General features: G+C 59.3%; 20 protein-coding genes, 1 tRNA gene and 2 pseudogenes. 12 read left to right on the top strand and 11 right to left on the bottom strand.

Translation table 11 applies throughout. From position 1 onward, the window contains the following. Nucleotide 1 precedes the first annotated feature (1 nt). Complete coding sequence (gene trmJ / locus AACV02_RS05070; protein ID WP_003210307.1) at nt 2–772, bottom strand: tRNA (cytosine(32)/uridine(32)-2'-O)-methyltransferase TrmJ; 771 nt, start codon at nt 770–772, stop codon at nt 2–4. Between the two features lie 145 nt (nt 773–917). On the opposite strand from trmJ, the gene suhB reads away from it, so the two are divergent. Continuing rightward, on the top strand, nt 918–1,733 hold the full coding sequence (gene suhB / locus AACV02_RS05065) for a type III secretion system regulator SuhB (protein ID WP_003175971.1): 816 nt from the start codon (nt 918–920) through the stop codon (nt 1,731–1,733). A gap of 204 nt (nt 1,734–1,937) precedes the next feature. Here suhB and AACV02_RS05060 read toward each other — a convergent pair whose 3' ends face one another. From AACV02_RS05060 to queA, 6 genes are all read right to left on the bottom strand, one after another. Further along, nucleotides 1,938–2,480, bottom strand: a complete 543-nt coding sequence (locus tag AACV02_RS05060) for a glycine zipper 2TM domain-containing protein (RefSeq protein WP_015885750.1) — start codon at nt 2,478–2,480, stop codon at nt 1,938–1,940. A 123-nt stretch (nt 2,481–2,603) separates the two neighbouring features. Then, complete coding sequence (gene secF, locus AACV02_RS05055; protein WP_106578267.1) at nt 2,604–3,518, bottom strand: protein translocase subunit SecF; 915 nt, start codon at nt 3,516–3,518, stop codon at nt 2,604–2,606. Between the two features lie 9 nt (nt 3,519–3,527). Then, complete coding sequence (gene secD / locus AACV02_RS05050; RefSeq protein ID WP_106578266.1) at nt 3,528–5,396, bottom strand: protein translocase subunit SecD; 1,869 nt, start codon at nt 5,394–5,396, stop codon at nt 3,528–3,530. A 62-nt stretch (nt 5,397–5,458) separates the two neighbouring features. Beyond that, nucleotides 5,459–5,797, bottom strand: coding sequence for a preprotein translocase subunit YajC (gene yajC / locus AACV02_RS05045; protein ID WP_003175975.1), 339 nt, complete (start codon nt 5,795–5,797; stop codon nt 5,459–5,461). Between the two features lie 43 nt (nt 5,798–5,840). After that, nucleotides 5,841–6,956, bottom strand: coding sequence for a tRNA guanosine(34) transglycosylase Tgt (gene tgt / locus AACV02_RS05040; RefSeq protein ID WP_003175976.1), 1,116 nt, complete (start codon nt 6,954–6,956; stop codon nt 5,841–5,843). Between the two features lie 5 nt (nt 6,957–6,961). After that, nucleotides 6,962–8,026 carry a tRNA preQ1(34) S-adenosylmethionine ribosyltransferase-isomerase QueA gene (queA, locus tag AACV02_RS05035; RefSeq protein ID WP_119736825.1) on the bottom strand — a complete coding sequence of 355 codons (1,065 nt, stop codon included), beginning with the start codon at nt 8,024–8,026 and terminating at the stop codon, nt 6,962–6,964. A 108-nt stretch (nt 8,027–8,134) separates the two neighbouring features. Between queA and AACV02_RS05030 the strand changes: the two genes are divergently transcribed. Then, nucleotides 8,135–8,219 (top strand) — tRNA-Leu (locus AACV02_RS05030). A 94-nt stretch (nt 8,220–8,313) separates the two neighbouring features. Further along, nucleotides 8,314–8,643, top strand: a complete 330-nt coding sequence (locus tag AACV02_RS05025; protein WP_119736823.1) for a hypothetical protein — start codon at nt 8,314–8,316, stop codon at nt 8,641–8,643. Nucleotides 8,644–8,651: 8 nt separating this feature from the next. On the opposite strand, the gene AACV02_RS05020 is transcribed toward AACV02_RS05025, so the two are convergent. Both AACV02_RS05020 and AACV02_RS05015 read right to left on the bottom strand, forming a co-directional pair. Further along, on the bottom strand, nt 8,652–9,287 hold the full coding sequence (locus AACV02_RS05020; protein ID WP_119736821.1) for a LysE family translocator: 636 nt from the start codon (nt 9,285–9,287) through the stop codon (nt 8,652–8,654). Between the two features lie 226 nt (nt 9,288–9,513). After that, a pseudogene (locus AACV02_RS05015) lies at nt 9,514–9,653 on the bottom strand (DUF3077 domain-containing protein); the annotation flags it as partial. Between the two features lie 361 nt (nt 9,654–10,014). Between AACV02_RS05015 and AACV02_RS05010 the strand changes: the two are divergent. The 5 genes and pseudogenes from AACV02_RS05010 to AACV02_RS04990 form a co-directional block, all read left to right on the top strand. Beyond that, nucleotides 10,015–10,378: pseudogene (locus tag AACV02_RS05010) on the top strand (detoxification); the annotation flags it as partial. Between the two features lie 66 nt (nt 10,379–10,444). Then, nucleotides 10,445–10,573 carry a colicin E3/pyocin S6 family cytotoxin gene (locus AACV02_RS05005; protein WP_305955849.1) on the top strand — a complete coding sequence of 43 codons (129 nt, stop codon included), beginning with the start codon at nt 10,445–10,447 and terminating at the stop codon, nt 10,571–10,573. A gap of 4 nt (nt 10,574–10,577) precedes the next feature. Further along, a complete protein-coding gene (locus AACV02_RS05000; RefSeq protein WP_119736817.1) occupies nt 10,578–10,802 on the top strand; it encodes a DUF7683 domain-containing protein in 225 nt (74 codons plus the stop codon). A 155-nt stretch (nt 10,803–10,957) separates the two neighbouring features. Beyond that, nucleotides 10,958–11,245 (top strand): colicin E3-like toxin immunity protein, encoded by a 288-nt coding sequence (locus AACV02_RS04995; RefSeq protein WP_119736815.1) that lies wholly within the window; start codon nt 10,958–10,960, stop codon nt 11,243–11,245. A 4-nt stretch (nt 11,246–11,249) separates the two neighbouring features. Beyond that, nucleotides 11,250–11,720, top strand: coding sequence for a hypothetical protein (locus AACV02_RS04990; RefSeq protein ID WP_119736813.1), 471 nt, complete (start codon nt 11,250–11,252; stop codon nt 11,718–11,720). Here the strand turns inward: AACV02_RS04990 and AACV02_RS04985 are convergent. Next, nucleotides 11,677–13,059 carry an ATP-binding protein gene (locus AACV02_RS04985; protein ID WP_119736811.1) on the bottom strand — a complete coding sequence of 461 codons (1,383 nt, stop codon included), beginning with the start codon at nt 13,057–13,059 and terminating at the stop codon, nt 11,677–11,679. The genes AACV02_RS04990 and AACV02_RS04985 overlap by 44 nt on opposite strands. Then, nucleotides 13,056–13,718, bottom strand: coding sequence for a response regulator (locus AACV02_RS04980; protein ID WP_119736809.1), 663 nt, complete (start codon nt 13,716–13,718; stop codon nt 13,056–13,058). The genes AACV02_RS04985 and AACV02_RS04980 overlap by 4 nt, the downstream gene beginning before the upstream one ends. 146 nt (nt 13,719–13,864) lie before the next feature. Here AACV02_RS04980 and AACV02_RS04975 point away from each other — a divergent pair, with 146 nt between their 5' ends. Genes AACV02_RS04975 through AACV02_RS04960 form a run of 4 tightly spaced genes read left to right on the top strand, consistent with a single transcriptional unit; the run spans nt 13,865 to nt 16,579 of the window. Continuing rightward, entirely contained in the window at nt 13,865–14,131 is a 267-nt protein-coding gene (locus tag AACV02_RS04975; protein WP_119736807.1) for a PepSY domain-containing protein, read from the top strand. Next, complete coding sequence (locus AACV02_RS04970) at nt 14,131–14,676, top strand: cytochrome b/b6 domain-containing protein (RefSeq protein WP_119736805.1); 546 nt, start codon at nt 14,131–14,133, stop codon at nt 14,674–14,676. The genes AACV02_RS04975 and AACV02_RS04970 overlap by 1 nt, the downstream gene beginning before the upstream one ends. Before the next feature lie 23 nt (nt 14,677–14,699). Further along, on the top strand, nt 14,700–15,968 hold the full coding sequence (locus AACV02_RS04965) for a sialidase family protein (RefSeq protein WP_119736803.1): 1,269 nt from the start codon (nt 14,700–14,702) through the stop codon (nt 15,966–15,968). Further along, a complete protein-coding gene (locus AACV02_RS04960) occupies nt 15,968–16,579 on the top strand; it encodes a hypothetical protein (protein WP_119736800.1) in 612 nt (203 codons plus the stop codon). The genes AACV02_RS04965 and AACV02_RS04960 overlap by 1 nt, the downstream gene beginning before the upstream one ends. Nucleotides 16,580–16,671: the final 92 nt, after the last annotated feature.

Below are 16,671 nucleotides of genomic sequence, written 5' to 3'. Positions count from 1 at the left end.
TTTAATCCTTCCGCTTAAGCAGCTCGCCACGGGCCGCTTTCTGGGTTTCCGTGAGGATGCCACGCAATATATTCATCTCTGCTCGACTGACCGAGCTGCGCCCGTACAAGCGACGCAGGCGCGCCATCAAGTGCCGTGGTTTCTCCGGATCGAGGAATTCGATGGCCACCAGGGTTTGCTCCAGGTGCTCATAGAATCGCTCCAGCTCGTCCATCGTGGCCAGTTCGCCACTCTTGGTCGATGCGACTTCATCCTTTTCTACCTTGCTCGGCTGACCTTCAGCGGCCAGCCAGGCCATGCGCACTTCATAACTCAATACCTGCACCGCCGCCCCGAGGTTCAGCGAACTGAATTCAGGGTCTGATGGAATGTGCACATGGTAATGACATCGCTGCAGCTCTTCATTGGTGAGGCCGGAGTCTTCACGGCCGAATACCAAGGCGATTTCTGCGCCGCCGGCAGCTTCTTCCACTACTTTGGTGCCGCACTCGCGCGGATCCAGCAGCGGCCAGGGGATGCGACGGTCGCGGGCGCTGGTGCCGAGCACCAGGTTGCAGCCGACCAAGGCGTCTTCCAGCGTGGCGACGACCTGGGCTTTTTCGAGGATGTCATTGGCGCCGGATGCACGGGCATCGGCCTCGTGGTGCGGGAACACGCGCGGCTCGACCAGCACCAGGCGCGTCAGCCCCATGTTTTTCATGGCTCGCGCCACCCCGCCGATGTTGCCGGGATGACTGGTATTGACCAAAACGACACGAATGTTTTGCAGCAAGGGAGGCGCTCTCGGACACGGGAAAGGGGAGCAAATCTTACAGAACAGCCTAAGGTTATGCCATGAAAGCTAACGTCGTCCTTCACCTGAAGAAAGTTTCTGCTAGAATGCCCGGCTTTCTTTAACAACCTTAGGTGACACATCCATGCAGCCCATGCTGAATATCGCGCTGCGCGCCGCCCGCAGCGCCAGTGAATTGATCTTCCGCTCCATCGAGCGCCTGGATACCATCAAGGTCGACGAAAAAGACGCCAAGGATTATGTGTCCGAGGTGGATCGCGCCGCCGAACAGAAAATCATCGACGCTCTGCGCAAGGCCTACCCTACCCACGGCATCCTCGGCGAAGAAACCGGTTTGCACAAAGGCAGCGGCGAAGGCGAAGACTACCTGTGGATCATCGACCCACTGGATGGCACCACCAACTTCCTGCGCGGCATTCCTCACTTTGCCGTGAGCATTGCCTGCAAATACCGCGGCCGCCTGGAACACGCAGTGGTTCTGGACCCGGTTCGCCAGGAAGAATTTACCGCCAGCCGCGGCCGTGGGGCCCAGTTGAATGGTCGCCGTCTGCGTGTCAGCGGTCGCACCAGCCTCGACGGCGCCCTGCTGGGCACGGGCTTCCCGTTCCGTGACGACCAGATGGACAACCTGGAAAACTACCTGGGCATGTTCCGCGCCCTGGTTGGCCAGACCGCCGGTATCCGTCGCGCTGGCGCAGCCAGTCTGGACCTGGCCTATGTAGCTGCCGGTCGTTTTGATGCGTTCTGGGAGTCGGGCCTGTCCGAGTGGGACATGGCCGCAGGCGCACTGCTGATTCAAGAAGCTGGCGGTTTGGTGAGCGACTTCACTGGCGGCCACGACTTCCTTGAGAAAGGCCACGTCGTTGCCGGTAACACCAAGTGCTTCAAGGCTGTACTGACGGCGATCCAGCCGCACCTGCCGGCTTCGCTGAAGCGCTAAGCGAGCGGGCACAAAAAAGCACCCCGAGGGGTGCTTTTTTTATGCCTGTGATTTGGGCGATACGGCAATTCCAGCGTCAACCCATACCCAATGCAGGAGCGGGCTTGCTCGCGAAAGCGGTAGCCAGTCAATAAATCTGTCGATTGACACTCCGCGTTCGCGAGCAAGCCCCCTCTCACATTTTGAACCGCGCTCGGCCTGGAATTACTGCTGGTTTTGACCCAGAACCAAACGACCTTCTTTATCCACTGGAATCTGGCCACCTGGATCACGGTCCATGCGCACCGAACCTTCTTTGCCATCCAGGGTGTACCGCACGTCATAGCCGACAACCTTGTCGCTGATGTCGTTGACGGTGTTACAACGGGTTTGTGTGGTGGTGTAGGTATCGCGGTTCTGCATGCCTTCCTGAACCTTGTTACCGGCGTAACCGCCACCCACCGCACCGGCTACAGTCGCCAGCTTCTTGCCATTACCGCCACCGACCTGGTTGCCCAACAGGCCACCGGCCAGCGCACCAACCACGGTGCCGACGATTTGATGTTGATCCTGCACCGGCTTCTGCCGGGTTACGGCGACGTCCTTGCAGACCTCGCGCGGGGTTTTAATCTGGGTTTTCACCGGCTGCACCGCCAGCACTTGCGCATACTCAGGGCCGCTTTTTACCAGGCTGTAGGTGGCAACAGCACCCCCGGCAGTCACACCGACAGCACCCAATACCGCACCAACCAGCAACGACTTGTTCACGTGAACCTCCTGACCATCACAAACGGACCGAAACGTCCGCGCTATACCCAGCCTTGGAGCAAAAAAAAAGGCGCGAGTTCAATACTCGCGCCTTCTTTGTAACAGCGTGTCAACAAGCGCCCGTCAAGGGCGGTCGTCGACCTCCTTGCCGGTAGCGGCAGGAGGGATCAAGTCTTCACTGTTGAGGTTCAGCCAGATCAGCACCACGTTGGCGATGTAGATCGACGAGTAGGTACCCGCCAGAACGCCGATAAACAGCGCCAGGGAGAAGCCCCACAGGTTGTCGCCACCGAAGATCATCAGCGCAGCAATCGCCAGCAAGGTGGAGATCGATGTCGCCATGGTCCGCAGCAGGGTCTGGGTCGTCGAGACGTTGATGTTCTCGATCAGCGACGCCTTGCGCAGTACGCGGAAGTTTTCACGCACCCGGTCGAATACCACGATGGTGTCGTTGAGCGAGTAACCAATGATCGCCAGCACCGCCGCCAACACCGTCAGGTCGAAGGTGATTTGGAAGTACGCGAGGATACCCACGGTCACGATCACGTCGTGGATCAGCGACACAATCGCGCCGACGCCGAACTTCCACTGAAAGCGGAACGCCAGGTAGATCATGATGCCGACCAGCGCCATCAGCATGCCGAGGCCGCCCTGGTCGCGCAGCTCTTCACCCACCTGCGGGCCTACGAACTCAACGCGCTTGACCGACGCCGGGTTGTCACCGCCGACCTTCTGCAAGGCTTCGGCTACCTGGTGACCCAGTTGCGGGTCTTCACCTGGCATACGCACCAGCAGGTCGGTGGTCGCACCAAAGCTCTGCACGATGGCTTCGTGATAGCCGGCCTTGACCAGCTCGTTGCGCACCAGGGTAACGTCGGCCGGCTTCTCGTAGGTCAGCTCGATGAGCGTACCGCCGGTGAAGTCCAGACCGTAGTTCAGGCCCTTATGGAACCAGCTGAACAGCGCCAGAACGGTAAGGAGCACAGTGACGCCGAACGCAATGTTGCGAACGCCCATGAAGTTGATTGTACGTAACATGGCAGCCCCTTAAATCCACAACTTCTTGAAGTCACGCCCGCCAAAGATCAGGTTGACCATTGCGCGGGTCACCATGATGGCCGTGAACATCGAGGTAAAGATACCGAGGGACATGGTGACCGCAAAACCTTTGACCGGGCCGGTGCCCATGGCAAAGAGAATCCCGCCGACCAGCAAAGTGGTCAAGTTGGAGTCGAGAATCGCGGTAAATGCCCGGCCGAAGCCTTCGTTGATTGCACGTTGTACGGTCATGCCCGCCGCGATCTCTTCACGAATCCGCGAGAAGATCAGTACGTTGGCGTCTACCGCCATACCCATGGTGAGTACGATACCGGCGATGCCTGGCAGGGTCAGTGTAGCGCCCAGCAGCGACATCAGCGCCAGCAGCATGACCATGTTGCCCGCCAGGGCCACGGTGGCGATGATGCCGAAGAAGCGGTAGATGGCGATGATGAACAGCGACACGAACAGCATGCCCCACAAGGCTGCGTCGATACCCTTGGTGATGTTGTCAGCACCCAGGCTCGGGCCAATGGTGCGCTCTTCAGCGAAGTACATCGGCGCCGCCAGACCACCGGCACGCAGCAGCAGTGCCAGCTCGGACGATTCGCCCTGGCCGTTCAGGCCCGTGATGCGGAACTGAGCACCCAGCGGCGACTGGATGGTCGCCAGGCTGATGATCTTCTTCTCTTCCTTGAAGGTCTGCACCGGCACGTCTTTCTCGACGCCGTTGACCACTTGCTTGGTGTAGGTGGTGATCGGGCGCTGCTCGATGAAGATCACCGCCATGCTGCGACCAACGTTGCTGCGCGTGGCGCGGCTCATCAGTTCGCCACCGTGACCATCCAGACGAATGTTCACTTCAGGCGTGCCGTGCTCGCCAAAACCTGCCTTTGCATCGGTGACCTGGTCGCCGGTGATGATCAAGCCACGCTCGATCAACGCTGGAGGACGGTTACCTTCACGGAACTCGAATTCTTCGGCAGTCGCGCGAGAAGCACCCGGCTCAGCAGCCAGACGGAACTCCAGGTTGGCGGTCTTACCCAGGATACGCTTGGCTTCAGCAGTGTCCTGTACGCCCGGCAGCTCAACCACAATGCGGTTGGCGCCTTGACGCTGAACAATCGGCTCAGCCACACCCAGCTCGTTGACGCGGTTACGTACCGTGGTCAAGTTCTGCTTGATGGAGTATTCGCGGATTTCCGCCAGCTTGGCTGGGGTCATCGCCAGACGCAGTACAGGTTGACCATTGAGGTCGGCCGGCACGATGTCAAAATCGTTGAAGTTCTTGCGGATCAGCGCACGGGCCTGTTCGCGGGACGCTTCGTCAGAGAAGCCCAGCTGAATGGCACCGTTGAGCTGCGGCAGGCTGCGATAACGCAACTTCTCTTTGCGCAGCAGGCTCTTCACATCGCCTTCGTAGACTTTCAGGCGTGCGTCGAGGGCTTTGTCCATGTCGACTTCCAACAGGAAGTGCACACCACCGGACAAGTCCAGACCCAGCTTCATCGGGTGCGCGCCAATGCTGCGCAGCCATTTTGGCGTGGTCTGTGCCAGGTTCAGCGCGACAACATAGTCGTCACCCATGACCTTGCGCACAACGTCTTTGGCCGGTAATTGGTCTTCTGCCTTGGTCAGGCGCAACAAGCCGCCCTTCGCATCAGCCGCCAATGTTGCCGCTTTAACCTGAATTCCCGCGTCGGTGAGCGCTTTGCTCGCGCGTTCCAGGTCAGCCTGATTGACTTGCAGCGAAGTGCTGGCGCCCGTGATCTGGATCGCAGGGTCATCAGGATAAAGATTGGGAGCGGAATAAATAAAACCGATCGCCAGCACCGCCAGGATCAGTACGTATTTCCACAGAGGGTATTTGTTCAGCATCACGCCGCCCGCTTATAACGCGGGGCGCCTTGCGCGCCCCGTCGATTGGTAAAGGTTGTTACTCAGATCGCTTTGAGCGTGCCTTTTGGCAACGTGGCGGCGATGGCGCCCTTCTGGAACTTCATTTCTACGGTGTCGGAGACTTCCAGAACCACGAAAGCATCGGAAACCTTGGTGATCTTGCCGGCGATGCCGCCAGTGGTCACAACTTCGTCGCCTTTTTGCAGGCTGCCCAGCAGGTTTTTCTGCTCTTTGGCGCGCTTGGCCTGTGGACGCCAGATCATCAGGTAGAAAATGACCAGGAAGCCGACCAGGAAAATCCACTCAAAACCACCGCCCATAGGGCCGGCAGCGGCAGGCGCAGCGGCGTCAGCCATGGCATTAGAGATAAAAAAGCTCATTTAGCACTCCAGTTGCAAATAGTGAATCTTAGGGTCGGAAAACTCAGTCCAAGGGCGGCACAGGGAGCCCGCGCTTGGCATAGAAGGCATCGACGAAGGCGGCCAATGTACCCTGTTGAATAGCCTCGCGCAAACCAGCCATCAGGACTTGGTAGTGACGCAAATTGTGGATGGTATTCAACATGCTACCCAGCATTTCCCCGCACTTGTCCAGATGGTGCAGATAAGCGCGCGAGAAGTTCTGGCAGGTGTAGCAGTCACAGGTGGGATCCAGCGGCGAATCATCATGGCGATGGAACGCGTTACGGATCTTCAGCACGCCTGTATCGATGAACAGATGCCCATTGCGGGCATTACGGGTTGGCATCACGCAATCGAACATGTCCACACCGCGGCGCACACCCTCTACGAGATCCTCCGGTTTGCCAACGCCCATAAGGTAACGAGGTTTGTCAGCCGGCATCAGGCCCGGCAGGTAATCCAGCACCTTGATCATCTCGTGCTTGGGCTCGCCCACCGACAAACCGCCGATGGCCAGGCCGTCAAAGCCAATCTTGTCCAGGCCTTCCAGCGAGCGCTTGCGCAGGCTTTCGTGCATGCCGCCCTGAACGATACCGAACAGCGCCGCGGTGTTGTCGCCGTGGGCATTCTTCGAACGCTGAGCCCAGCGCAACGACAGCTCCATGGAGATACGCGCCACGTCTTCGTCCGCCGGGTACGGCGTGCATTCGTCAAAGATCATCACGATGTCGGAGCCCAGGTCGCGCTGCACCTGCATCGACTCTTCCGGGCCCATGAACACCTTGGAACCGTCGACCGGCGAGGCGAAGGTCACGCCCTCCTCCTTGATCTTGCGCATGGCGCCCAGGCTGAACACCTGGAAACCACCGGAGTCGGTGAGGATCGGGCCCTGCCACTTCATGAAGTCATGCAGGTCGCCATGCTTCTTGATCACTTCCGTGCCCGGGCGCAGCCACAGGTGGAAGGTGTTGCCAAGGATGATTTCGGCGCCGGTGGCGACGATGTCACGCGGCAGCATGCCTTTGACGGTGCCGTAAGTGCCCACGGGCATGAAGGCCGGGGTTTCGACGGTGCCGCGCGGAAACGTGAGGCGACCACGACGAGCCTTGCCATCCGTGGCCAACAATTCAAACGACATACGACTCATAGTTGTTCCTCAGGGCCCGCTTCTTTAGGAGCAGTCGGCGCAGGGTTTCGGGTGATAAACATCGCATCACCGTAGCTGAAAAAACGGTACTCGTTGGCGATGGCAGCTTGATAAGCGGCCATGGTTTCCGGGTAACCGGCAAATGCCGACACCAGCATCAACAGCGTGGATTCCGGCAAATGGAAGTTGGTCACCAGGCAATCGACCACATGAAACGGCCGGCCCGGGAAGATAAATATATCGGTGTCGCCGCTGAACGGTTTGAGCACGCCATCACGCGCCGCACTCTCCAACGACCGCACGCTGGTGGTGCCCACCGCAACAACACGACCGCCGCGCGCCTTGCACGCCGCCACCGCATCCACCACTTCCTGGCTGACTTCCAGCCACTCGCTGTGCATATGGTGGTCTTCGATGTTATCCACACGCACCGGCTGAAACGTGCCGGCCCCCACGTGCAGAGTCACGTAGGCGCTTTCGACGCCTTTGGCGGCGATCGCATCCAGCAGCGGCTGGTCAAAGTGCAGCCCGGCCGTCGGCGCGGCAACAGCACCCAGGCGCTGGGAGTACACCGTTTGGTAGCGCTCGCGGTCCGCGTCTTCGTCGGGACGGTCTATATAAGGAGGCAACGGCATATGGCCGACGCGTTCCAACAGCGGCAACACCTCTTCGGCAAACTTGAGCTCGAACAGCGCGTCATGGCGCGCGACCATCTCGGCCTCGCCACCGCCATCGATCAGGATGCTCGAACCCGGTTTCGGCGACTTGCTGGAGCGCACATGGGCCAGCACGCGATGGCTGTCCAGCACCCGCTCGACCAGAATTTCCAGCTTGCCGCCGGACGCTTTCTGGCCAAACAGCCGTGCCGGAATCACCCGGGTATTGTTGAACACCATCAGATCGCCTGGGCGCAAATGCTCAAGCAAATCAGTGAATTGACGGTGTGCGAGGGCACCGCTCACCCCGTCCAGGGTCAGCAGTCGACTGGCGCGACGCTCGGCCAAAGGGTGGCGAGCGATCAGCGAATCAGGGAGCTCAAAAGTAAAGTCAGCAACGCGCATGATGGGGTTCGTCTAGCAGGGCCGGGAAGTCTAGCGGAAATAGTGAAAATAGACCATGAAACGTGATTGACCAACGGTAATCTCATCTCTATACTTCGCCGCCATTGAGCCCTGATGGCGGAATTGGTAGACGCGGCGGATTCAAAATCCGTTTTCGAAAGGAGTGGGAGTTCGAGTCTCCCTCGGGGCACCATCTTAAAGAAAGACCTTGAAATTCAAGGTCTTTTTTTTCGCCTGTCGAAAAGTGAGCAGCCGCAGGCGAACGCAGACGTTAAGGAGCCGGGACCATGGAATTGACGCTGGAAGCTGTTGCCCTTTTTGCTCTCAAGCTGGTGCATGAGACCGAAGGCGCGAGCCCGATTCTGCGCGATGACCTGATCATGGACGGGTATGAGCGCGAGGTGTTCGGGTTGTTGGTGCGTCAGGGGGATTTGGCCACGATTCAACTCAAGCTTGATGAGTGCCTGGCGTTAGCACTCGACTCCCTGGGCGGCCCAAGCACGGTGATGGGGCGTGAGCTGCAACGGCTTGCGGCGGACGTGCGCCAAGCCCCGACACTGGAAGCACTCGACGCCCCGCTCGACGCACTCAAGGACTACCTGAAAGCCATCCTGTAACAAGCGACTTACCGCCGCCCCTCAACCGCCATCCGCAGCGCCAACCCCATCAACACCGAGCCCATCACCCATCGCTGCACAACCTGCCAGCCCGGGCGGGTGACGAAGAACACCGCGATGGAGCCCGCCATCATGGCAATCAACGCGTTAACGCTCACGCTGATGGCAATCTGCGTAAAGCCCAGCACCAGGGACTGCGTCAGCACACTGCCATGCCCGTTCGGGTCGATGAACTGCGGCAGTAGCGATAAATACATCACCGCCACTTTGGGGTTCAGCAGGTTGGTCACAAAGCCCATCATGAACAGCTTGCGCGGGCTGTCCTGGGGCAATTCCCGAACCTGAAACGGCGAACGACCACCCGGCTTGACCGCCTGCCAGGCCAGGTACACCAGGTACAACGCCCCGCCGAGTCGCAGCGCGTCGTAGGCAAACGGCACCGCCATCACCAACGCAGTGATGCCCAATGCCGCGCAAAACATATACACAAGGAAGCCCAACGCAACGCCGCCCAGTGAGATCAACCCGGCCGTGCGCCCCTGGCAAATCGAGCGGGAAATGAGGTAAATCATGTTCGGCCCGGGCGTGAGTACCATGCCGAGTGAGATCAGGCCGTAGGCCAGCCAGCTGGACAGTTCGGACATGGTGTCGCTCCTTAAGAGTTGTGCTGGGCACCATGGTAGGGCGTTGAAAAGCAGGCCGTTAGATACAGATGCGCGAGCAAAACGTCATACACATAGACAAAAAAAGAGACCTTGGCGCCCCAAGGTCTCTTTTACTGCTAACACTGACTCAACGGATGTACACCCTCCACTGTAGGAGCTGGCTTGCCTGCGAAGACGCCAGCCGCCACACCCTCAACTCACCCGCCTACACACCAACAGCGTCACCCTCCTCCATCACCCATTCGGCAACATCCCATCGGCCAAATCATCCACCACCGCCTTCGCCATCTCCCCCAAATAATGCGCCGCCCAGGCGCAGCGATCCGTGCTGTTGTCCATGGCGGCACGCCAAGGTTGATCGCACATTGATCACTGAAATTCTTGGCGCCGTTGGTTCGGCATGGAGCAGCGTCTCCGAAAATTTCGGGATGGTTTTTCCAAAGGGTGTTGAACGTGAGCATTCGGCGTATCCATCGCGTATTTGGCTCGCGACCGTAGCAAACGCTTAGGAGCTAAAGATGACCCAGGAGCAAATTCAGAACGGTCCTACCTGCCTGTAGGCACTAACATCAGCAATCCCAACTCCCCATTTTTGGGTCGCTAGAAACCAGCTGACTTTTCCCACGCACACCATCGAACAAACCCGACATCAACCTCTGATCCCCCCTCGTACGCTCACTCCCTCGCACAAGGAAGTGAGCCCGTCATGTCAGAACGCGCGTACCCCATCACGGCAGAAGAACAACTCAAACGACGAATCCTGATGCCGCAGCCGAAACGGGTGCCCTATTCGCCGCCCATGGTGTTGCTCGACCGAACACCTGCACCGGCGCCTACGCCTACGCCTACGCCCGCGAAGCTTCCCGGTTGCGTATTCACCAAACCCTGCCAACTGCCCGACGGCATCATTCGCTACAACGACCCCAGCGGTTACGTACCGTTGGAGCTGATCAAGGACTACGGCCATTTCAGCCTGTTGGGTGGGCGCGAGGTGGACAGCCGAGGCGCGGTGGCTTTGCGCAAGATCAGCGGCAGTGCCCTGCCCGTTGTGTCTAGGGCAGTTGGCTCTGTAGTCCAAATCCGGAGTCACAGGCGGAGGCCACCTTAGGCCGCGCTGGAAGGATCCCCATGGCTATATCTACGAATGGGACTTTGAACGAGGCAAGGTCGAGAAGTACAACAAGCGAGGGAAACACTTGGGCGAATTCGATCCTATAACAGGTGAACGAACCAAAGACGCAAAAAACACGAGAAGGATAGAATAGATCCATGAAACACCTGATCTACGTAGTCCCAGTGGGAAGCGAGGAGATTTCGACTGAAATACCGCTCAACCTGAAAGCTGCCGATTTGCTGCCAATTATGGGTTGGGAGGACGAGCACGAATGTGTCTATGACTACCTGCTAACTCCCCAGCAAATCGAAGGCATCGAGAAAATTACCTCGTTGGTCTTTCCGAAAAATGCGTCGCTGTATTTGGCATGCGACGCGTAACCATTTTAAAGAGTCGAAACCTCATTGGCCGGCCTTCACTTTCTGGAAAAAAACCTTTGGTGTCTCAGGGTTCTCACCCGATCCGCCAGCCCCACAATGCCAAGGAACGGTGCAACCTGCACCGTCGATTTTGCCGAAAGAGAGGAGCTGCAAAAATGGTCATGAAAATTAAATTGCGCTGGTACGAAAAGAACAATGATAACTTAAAAGAAAATGAGTGCTCCGTGGATATTCATGATGCAGACAGTTCTTTTGATGCTCTGGGGCTGAGCGAAGAAACCGCGATATACGCCGACGTTTTCAACGTTCTCCCCAATTGGATATCAATTCTCCAGCCCTACTTCCAGCATGAAATACAGCCCAACCTTTTCGACTACCAAATTTCCTTCCGCTACCAAGGCGCTTGGCCGCCACCTCCAAAACAACCCAGGAAGGAATCCTGATGCCATGAAAAAGCCCCTCCTCTACCGCTCAGTCAACACCCGAACCCATGGCGTGCGCCACGGTAGCGGTTTCGCTTATCGCTATGAACGGCGTACCAAACAAGCAAAGCACTCACTGTCCACCCGCGGTTCAATGCACAGCCGTCAACGACATGGTTTTGACTACACGCCGCTATTCCGTTTTCTCCTGTCCAAAGTTGGTCAGCCATGGGACAAGGTATTCAGCGAAGCCAACGCTCGACTGGATCGCTCGGAGCCCGTGTTCTGGATAGTTGCGCTGCATGAAAGCGACAAAGACGAGTATGTGCTGTTAGGCGACTCCAGCTATTACAGCGGTTTGTGGGTCGACGAGTCGGGCCTGCTGCAAAAGGTTAACCCCCAATTGACGCCCGAACAGATGAAGCCAAGCTGTGACTGCTGCACCCACACGTTCAACGGTGTGGTATACCCGCAGGCGCTTGCGCGCAAGCCGTGAAGCTCAGCCGCGCGCGCAAGCCGCCCTGCGCCAGATTGTTCAACGTCAATTCACTGCCGATCTTCCCCACAATCATCTCCACAATCGCCAACCCCAACCCCGCGCCGTTAGCGTTATCCCGGCTATAAAAACGCTCAAACAACCGCTCCATTTCCGCTTCATCAATCCCCGGACCTTGGTCTTCCACGCTCAAGCAGTCAGCGCCGATCACCACTTTCACTTCACTGCCTGCAGGCGAAAAGTTAAGCGCATTGGTCACCAGGTTCTGCAACGCAATCGCCAGCGCCACTGGCTCGGTTTGCACCCAACATTCCTCCTCTCCTTCCAACACCAGCTCCACACCCTTTTCCATCGCCAGTGGCGTCAGCTCAGCCAGTTCTTCGCGCACCAGTTCCGTCAGTTGCACGGGCTTGCACACGGGGTTGTTCAGTTGCGGCTCGATGCGCGCCATGGTCAGCAACTGGCTGCCAATTCGCGTAGCGCGATCCACTCCGTTCACCAAAAAATCCAATGCTTCGCGCCGTTGCTCTTCGGTCGCAGCGCTTTGAGCGTTCTGCGCGTGAATGCGCAAAATCGCCAGCGGCGTGCGCAGTTCATGGGCAGCATCCGCGATAAAGCGGCGTTCGCGCTCGAGCAGGTCATCCATCTGCACCAACAACCGATTAAGCGCGGTTTGCATCGGTTCCAGATCAGTCGGCAGCGGTTTGAGGTGCAGCGGTTGCAAGGTGTCGGTGTTGCGCCCGCGAATCGACAGCACCATGGCGCGCAGGGGTTTGAGGCCCCAGCCAATGGTCAGCCAGATCAGCACAGTCAGCAGCGGCACGCCGATCAAGGAGGGCCAGAGCGTGTGGCGCACGATGCGTTCGATCAGGTCCTGGCGAATGTCGTCGCGCTCGCCCACCCAGATCAGCAAGCCCTGCTGCGGGTCGGCGAGGAGGAAGGCGCACCAGTCGTTGCCGTTCTCCATGATGTCGTGGGAGCCGAGGGTAGTCGGCGGCGCAGCCAGCACGGGCGCCTCGGCGGAACGCACGAGGAGTTCACCGTCGGTGCGCCATACCTGGAAGGTCAAGCGGGTTTCATACGGGTGCGCGACGCCGTCTTCACCGACGCGGCTCATGGCCTGGTCGAACGCCTGATACAACCTGTCCCAATCCGCTTCGCCTGGGTCGCGCTGGCGCAGTACGCCTTGCAGCAGGCGCGCACTTTGGGCGAGTTGAGCGTCGTAGACTTCCTCGATTTCATGGTGGCTGTCGCGCAGCACCAGCCAACTGATCAGCGCGTCGCCGAGCAAAATAAACACCAGCACCGGAATGAGGATGCGGGCGCGAACGGAAGTCATGGGTTAAGCGCCAGCACGTAGCCGACGCCGCGCACGGTGCGGATCAGCTCGGTGGATAACTTTTTGCGCAGGTTATGGATCAGCACTTCCAGGGTGTTGCTCTCCACCCGGTCCTGCCAGCCATACAGCGCGCGAGACAGGCGCTCGCGGGTCACGACTTTGCCGGGGCGCACCATCAGTTGGTGCAGCAGCTGGTATTCCATCGGGGTGACGATGATGTCTTGATCCTGATAACGCACTTGCTGGGTGGCCGGGTCGAGGCTGACGCCAGCGTGCTCCAGCATTGGCTGGGCACGGCCCTGGCTGCGTCGCAATAAGGCGCGCACGCGGGCTTTGAGTTCTTCGACGTCGAAGGGTTTGATCAGGTAGTCGTCGGCGCCAGTGTCCAGGCCGGCGATACGTTCGGCGGTGCCGTCGCGGGCGGTGAGGATCAGCACCGGCAAGTCGTATTGCCCGGCGCGCAGTTGCTGCAACAGGTCGAGCCCATCGAGGCGCGGCAGGCCGAGGTCGAGCAGGAGCAAATCGAAGCTTTCAGTGCGCAGTGCGTGCAGGGCGCTGAGGCCATCCTGCAGCCAATCCAGGGTGTAGCCTTCAGCGCCCAATGCCACGCGAATGCCCTGGCCGAGGGCACGATCATCTTCGACTAGGAGTAGGCGCATTGCGAAATCTCTGTAGGAAACGGCGGAATGATGCCGGTTCTGCAGCGGCCCCTTCGGGGAAAGATGTTACGGCGCGTTGCCAACTAAGGTTGCGCTAAGGTTGGTTTTGCACTGTGAAATCTCCCACATCTGCCGAGAGCTTTTCCATGCGCAAAATTCTCCTGCTGTCCCTGATTATCGCCAGCCCCATGGCCCTCGCCGGCCCGCAGTGCACCACCGCCGAACGCTCGCAGTGGCAAGACGAAAAAGCCTTCCAGGACACGCTCAAGGCTCAAGGGTATGAGATCAGCAAGTTCAAGGTCACCGACGGCAACTGCTACGAGATCTACGGCTTCGACAAGGACAAGCGCAAGGTCGAAATCTACCACGACCCGGTCACCGGCAAGGCCGTGAAGACTGAGATCAAGGGCTGATGGCAGGCGAATCCCTGCGCCTGTGGGACCCGTTGGTGAGGCTGTTTCATCTGTCTATCGCCGGGGCCTTCGTCGCCAACTACTTCTTTAACGAAGCGGGCGACGACTGGCATGTGTGGCTGGGCTACTACGCCATGGCCTGGTTGCTGGTGCGACTGGTGTGGGGGTTCGTAGGACCGCGCAGTGCGCGTTGGTCGGATTTCTGGCCATCGCCTGCGCGACTCAGTGCCCATGTGCGTAGGGTGTTGGACGGACGAGGGCTGCATCGCCTCGGTCATTCGCCCATCGGCGCGCTGGTGATGCTGTTGATGATGTCGGCGCTGCTGACCCTCGGTATCAGCGGTTTCCTGATGCAGGAAGTCGACGCGTTATGGGGCGCCGACTGGCCGCTGCAGGTCCACAAAACCACCGCCAATGTGCTGCTGGGTCTGGTCTGTGTGCATGTGCTGGCCGCCGTGTATGAAAGTCTCCAGGTGAAGGACAACCTGCCGTTATCCATGCTCACCGGTTGCAGGAAACGCCTGCCGGATGAGCGTGCGCAGTAATCCTTTTCCCCAACAGGTTCTCTATGCGCTCCGCCTTACTGATCTGCAGCCTGCTCGCGGTGTTTTTCGCCGCCTGGCAAAGCCATCCGCCGCACGTGCTGGCGCCGTTTGCCCAGGCGAGCCCGAACACCTCCAAGGTCGCGACGGCGCCGCAATACACCAGCCGCTTTGTGTCCTCGCAACTTACCGACTTTGTGCACGCTTCCTCCGTCACCGCCCTGCCTGGCGGCGACTTGATGGCCGTGTGGTTTGCCGGCAGCCGCGAAGGCGCCGCCGATGTGCAGGTGCGCACCGCAAGGTTTGATGCGCGCAGCGGCGAATGGGGCGCCGAGCAGGTGCTGGCCACGCGCGAAAGTACCCGCGACGGCACGCAGCGCTACATTCGCAAACTGGGCAACCCAGTGATTGCGCTGGGGCCAGATAAACGCCTGTGGATGTTTTATGTGTCGGTGTCGGTCGGCGGCTGGGCCACCAGCGCGATCAACGTGATGGTCTCCACTGACCTCGGCGCAAACTGGTCGACGCCGCGGCAATTGGTGACCTCACCGTTCTTTAATATCAGCACGCTGGTGCGCGCCGCGCCGGTGTTTCACGCCGACGGTTCGATTGGCTTGCCGGTGTATCACGAGTTCATGGGCAAGTTTGCCGAGTACCTGTATTTGAGCCCCGACGGCGCGGTGATCGACAAATTTCGCATCAGCCGCGGCAAGCACTCCCTGCAGCCGACCATCGTGGCGCAGGACGGCCAGCGCGCCGTGGCGATGTTGCGCTACGCCGGCGAAACCCATCACCGCGTGCTCGCCAGCCGCACCATCGATGCCGGGCAAACCTGGAGCGAGCCGTACCCGTTGGAGCCGGCCAACCCCAATTCATCCCTGGCGGCAGTGGCAACCGAGGATGACGGTTTGCTGGTGGCCCTCAACGACCTGCAAGACGGTCGCTTCAAGCTCAGCCTCTACGGGACCAACGCCCAGTTCAGCCAATGGCGCACGGTGGTGGAACTGGACCAGTCGCCCGACCCGCTCGGCCAGCCGTTCTCCCACGCGGCTTACAAAGAAATCATCGGCGAGGGCTTTCGCGCTTCCAGCGGCGCCAAGCGCTTGCCGCTGGAGCAACGTTTTCTGAGCAACCTGGATTACCGCGTGTGCAAACCGCGCGGCTGTGATTTCGAGTACGAGTATCCGTATTTCAGCCGCAGCCCGGACGGCATGTACCACGTGGTGTACTCGTGGAATAACACCTTTATCAAACATGTCAGCTTCAACGAAGCCTGGCTGGCGGAGCATTTGTGATGGTTTCTGTGTGGCAGGCCCATTTGAGTTTTGTGCTGCTGGGGTTTGTGCTCTTGAGCAGGGTTCGCTTTACCGCACCCTGGCGGCCATGGCTGCTGCCGATGCTGGTGGTGCTGAGTTTTATCCCGGTGAATGAACTGCCATTGGCGGCGTACGTGCGCAGCTTTACCGATGACCTGGCGATCAGCACCTTGGTGTTGCTGGCGTGGGTAACGCTGTGCCGATTGGGCGTAGTGCAACCGGTTAATCGCCCACATCAAGTGCAGCTGCTGCTGCTGTTTGGCGCGCTGAGCCTGCTGCTGTATCCCGCCACGATGGGCCTGACGTATCACGACCCTTACCGTTGGGGCTTCAACCCGCGGCCGATGATTGTGCTGGTGGGCGCGGCGGCGTTGCTGCTGCTCTGGCTGCGCAACACGTTGGCGGTGTGGATGCTGGCAGTGGGCACCCTGGCCTTCGCACTGCGGCTCAAGGCGTCGGAGAACTATTGGGATTACCTGATCGATCCGCTCCTGGCGGGCTACTGCGTAATCGCCGGGTTAATGCAACTCAACCTGTGGGAGCGGGCTTGCTCGCGAATGCGGCGTGTCAGGCAGCAACTTTGGAACTGATAAACCGCTTTCGCGGGCAAGCCCGCTCCCACCTTTGATAAGCGTCGTTTTGGAGATTGGGAAGGGTCACCGATGGCGGGCCGCTCCTGGCG

Origin of the sequence: Pseudomonas sp. Larv2_ips, assembly GCF_963879675.1 — a bacterium.
Lineage (GTDB): Bacteria > Pseudomonadota > Gammaproteobacteria > Pseudomonadales > Pseudomonadaceae > Aquipseudomonas.
This window is presented reverse-complemented; position numbering and strand designations above follow the sequence as displayed.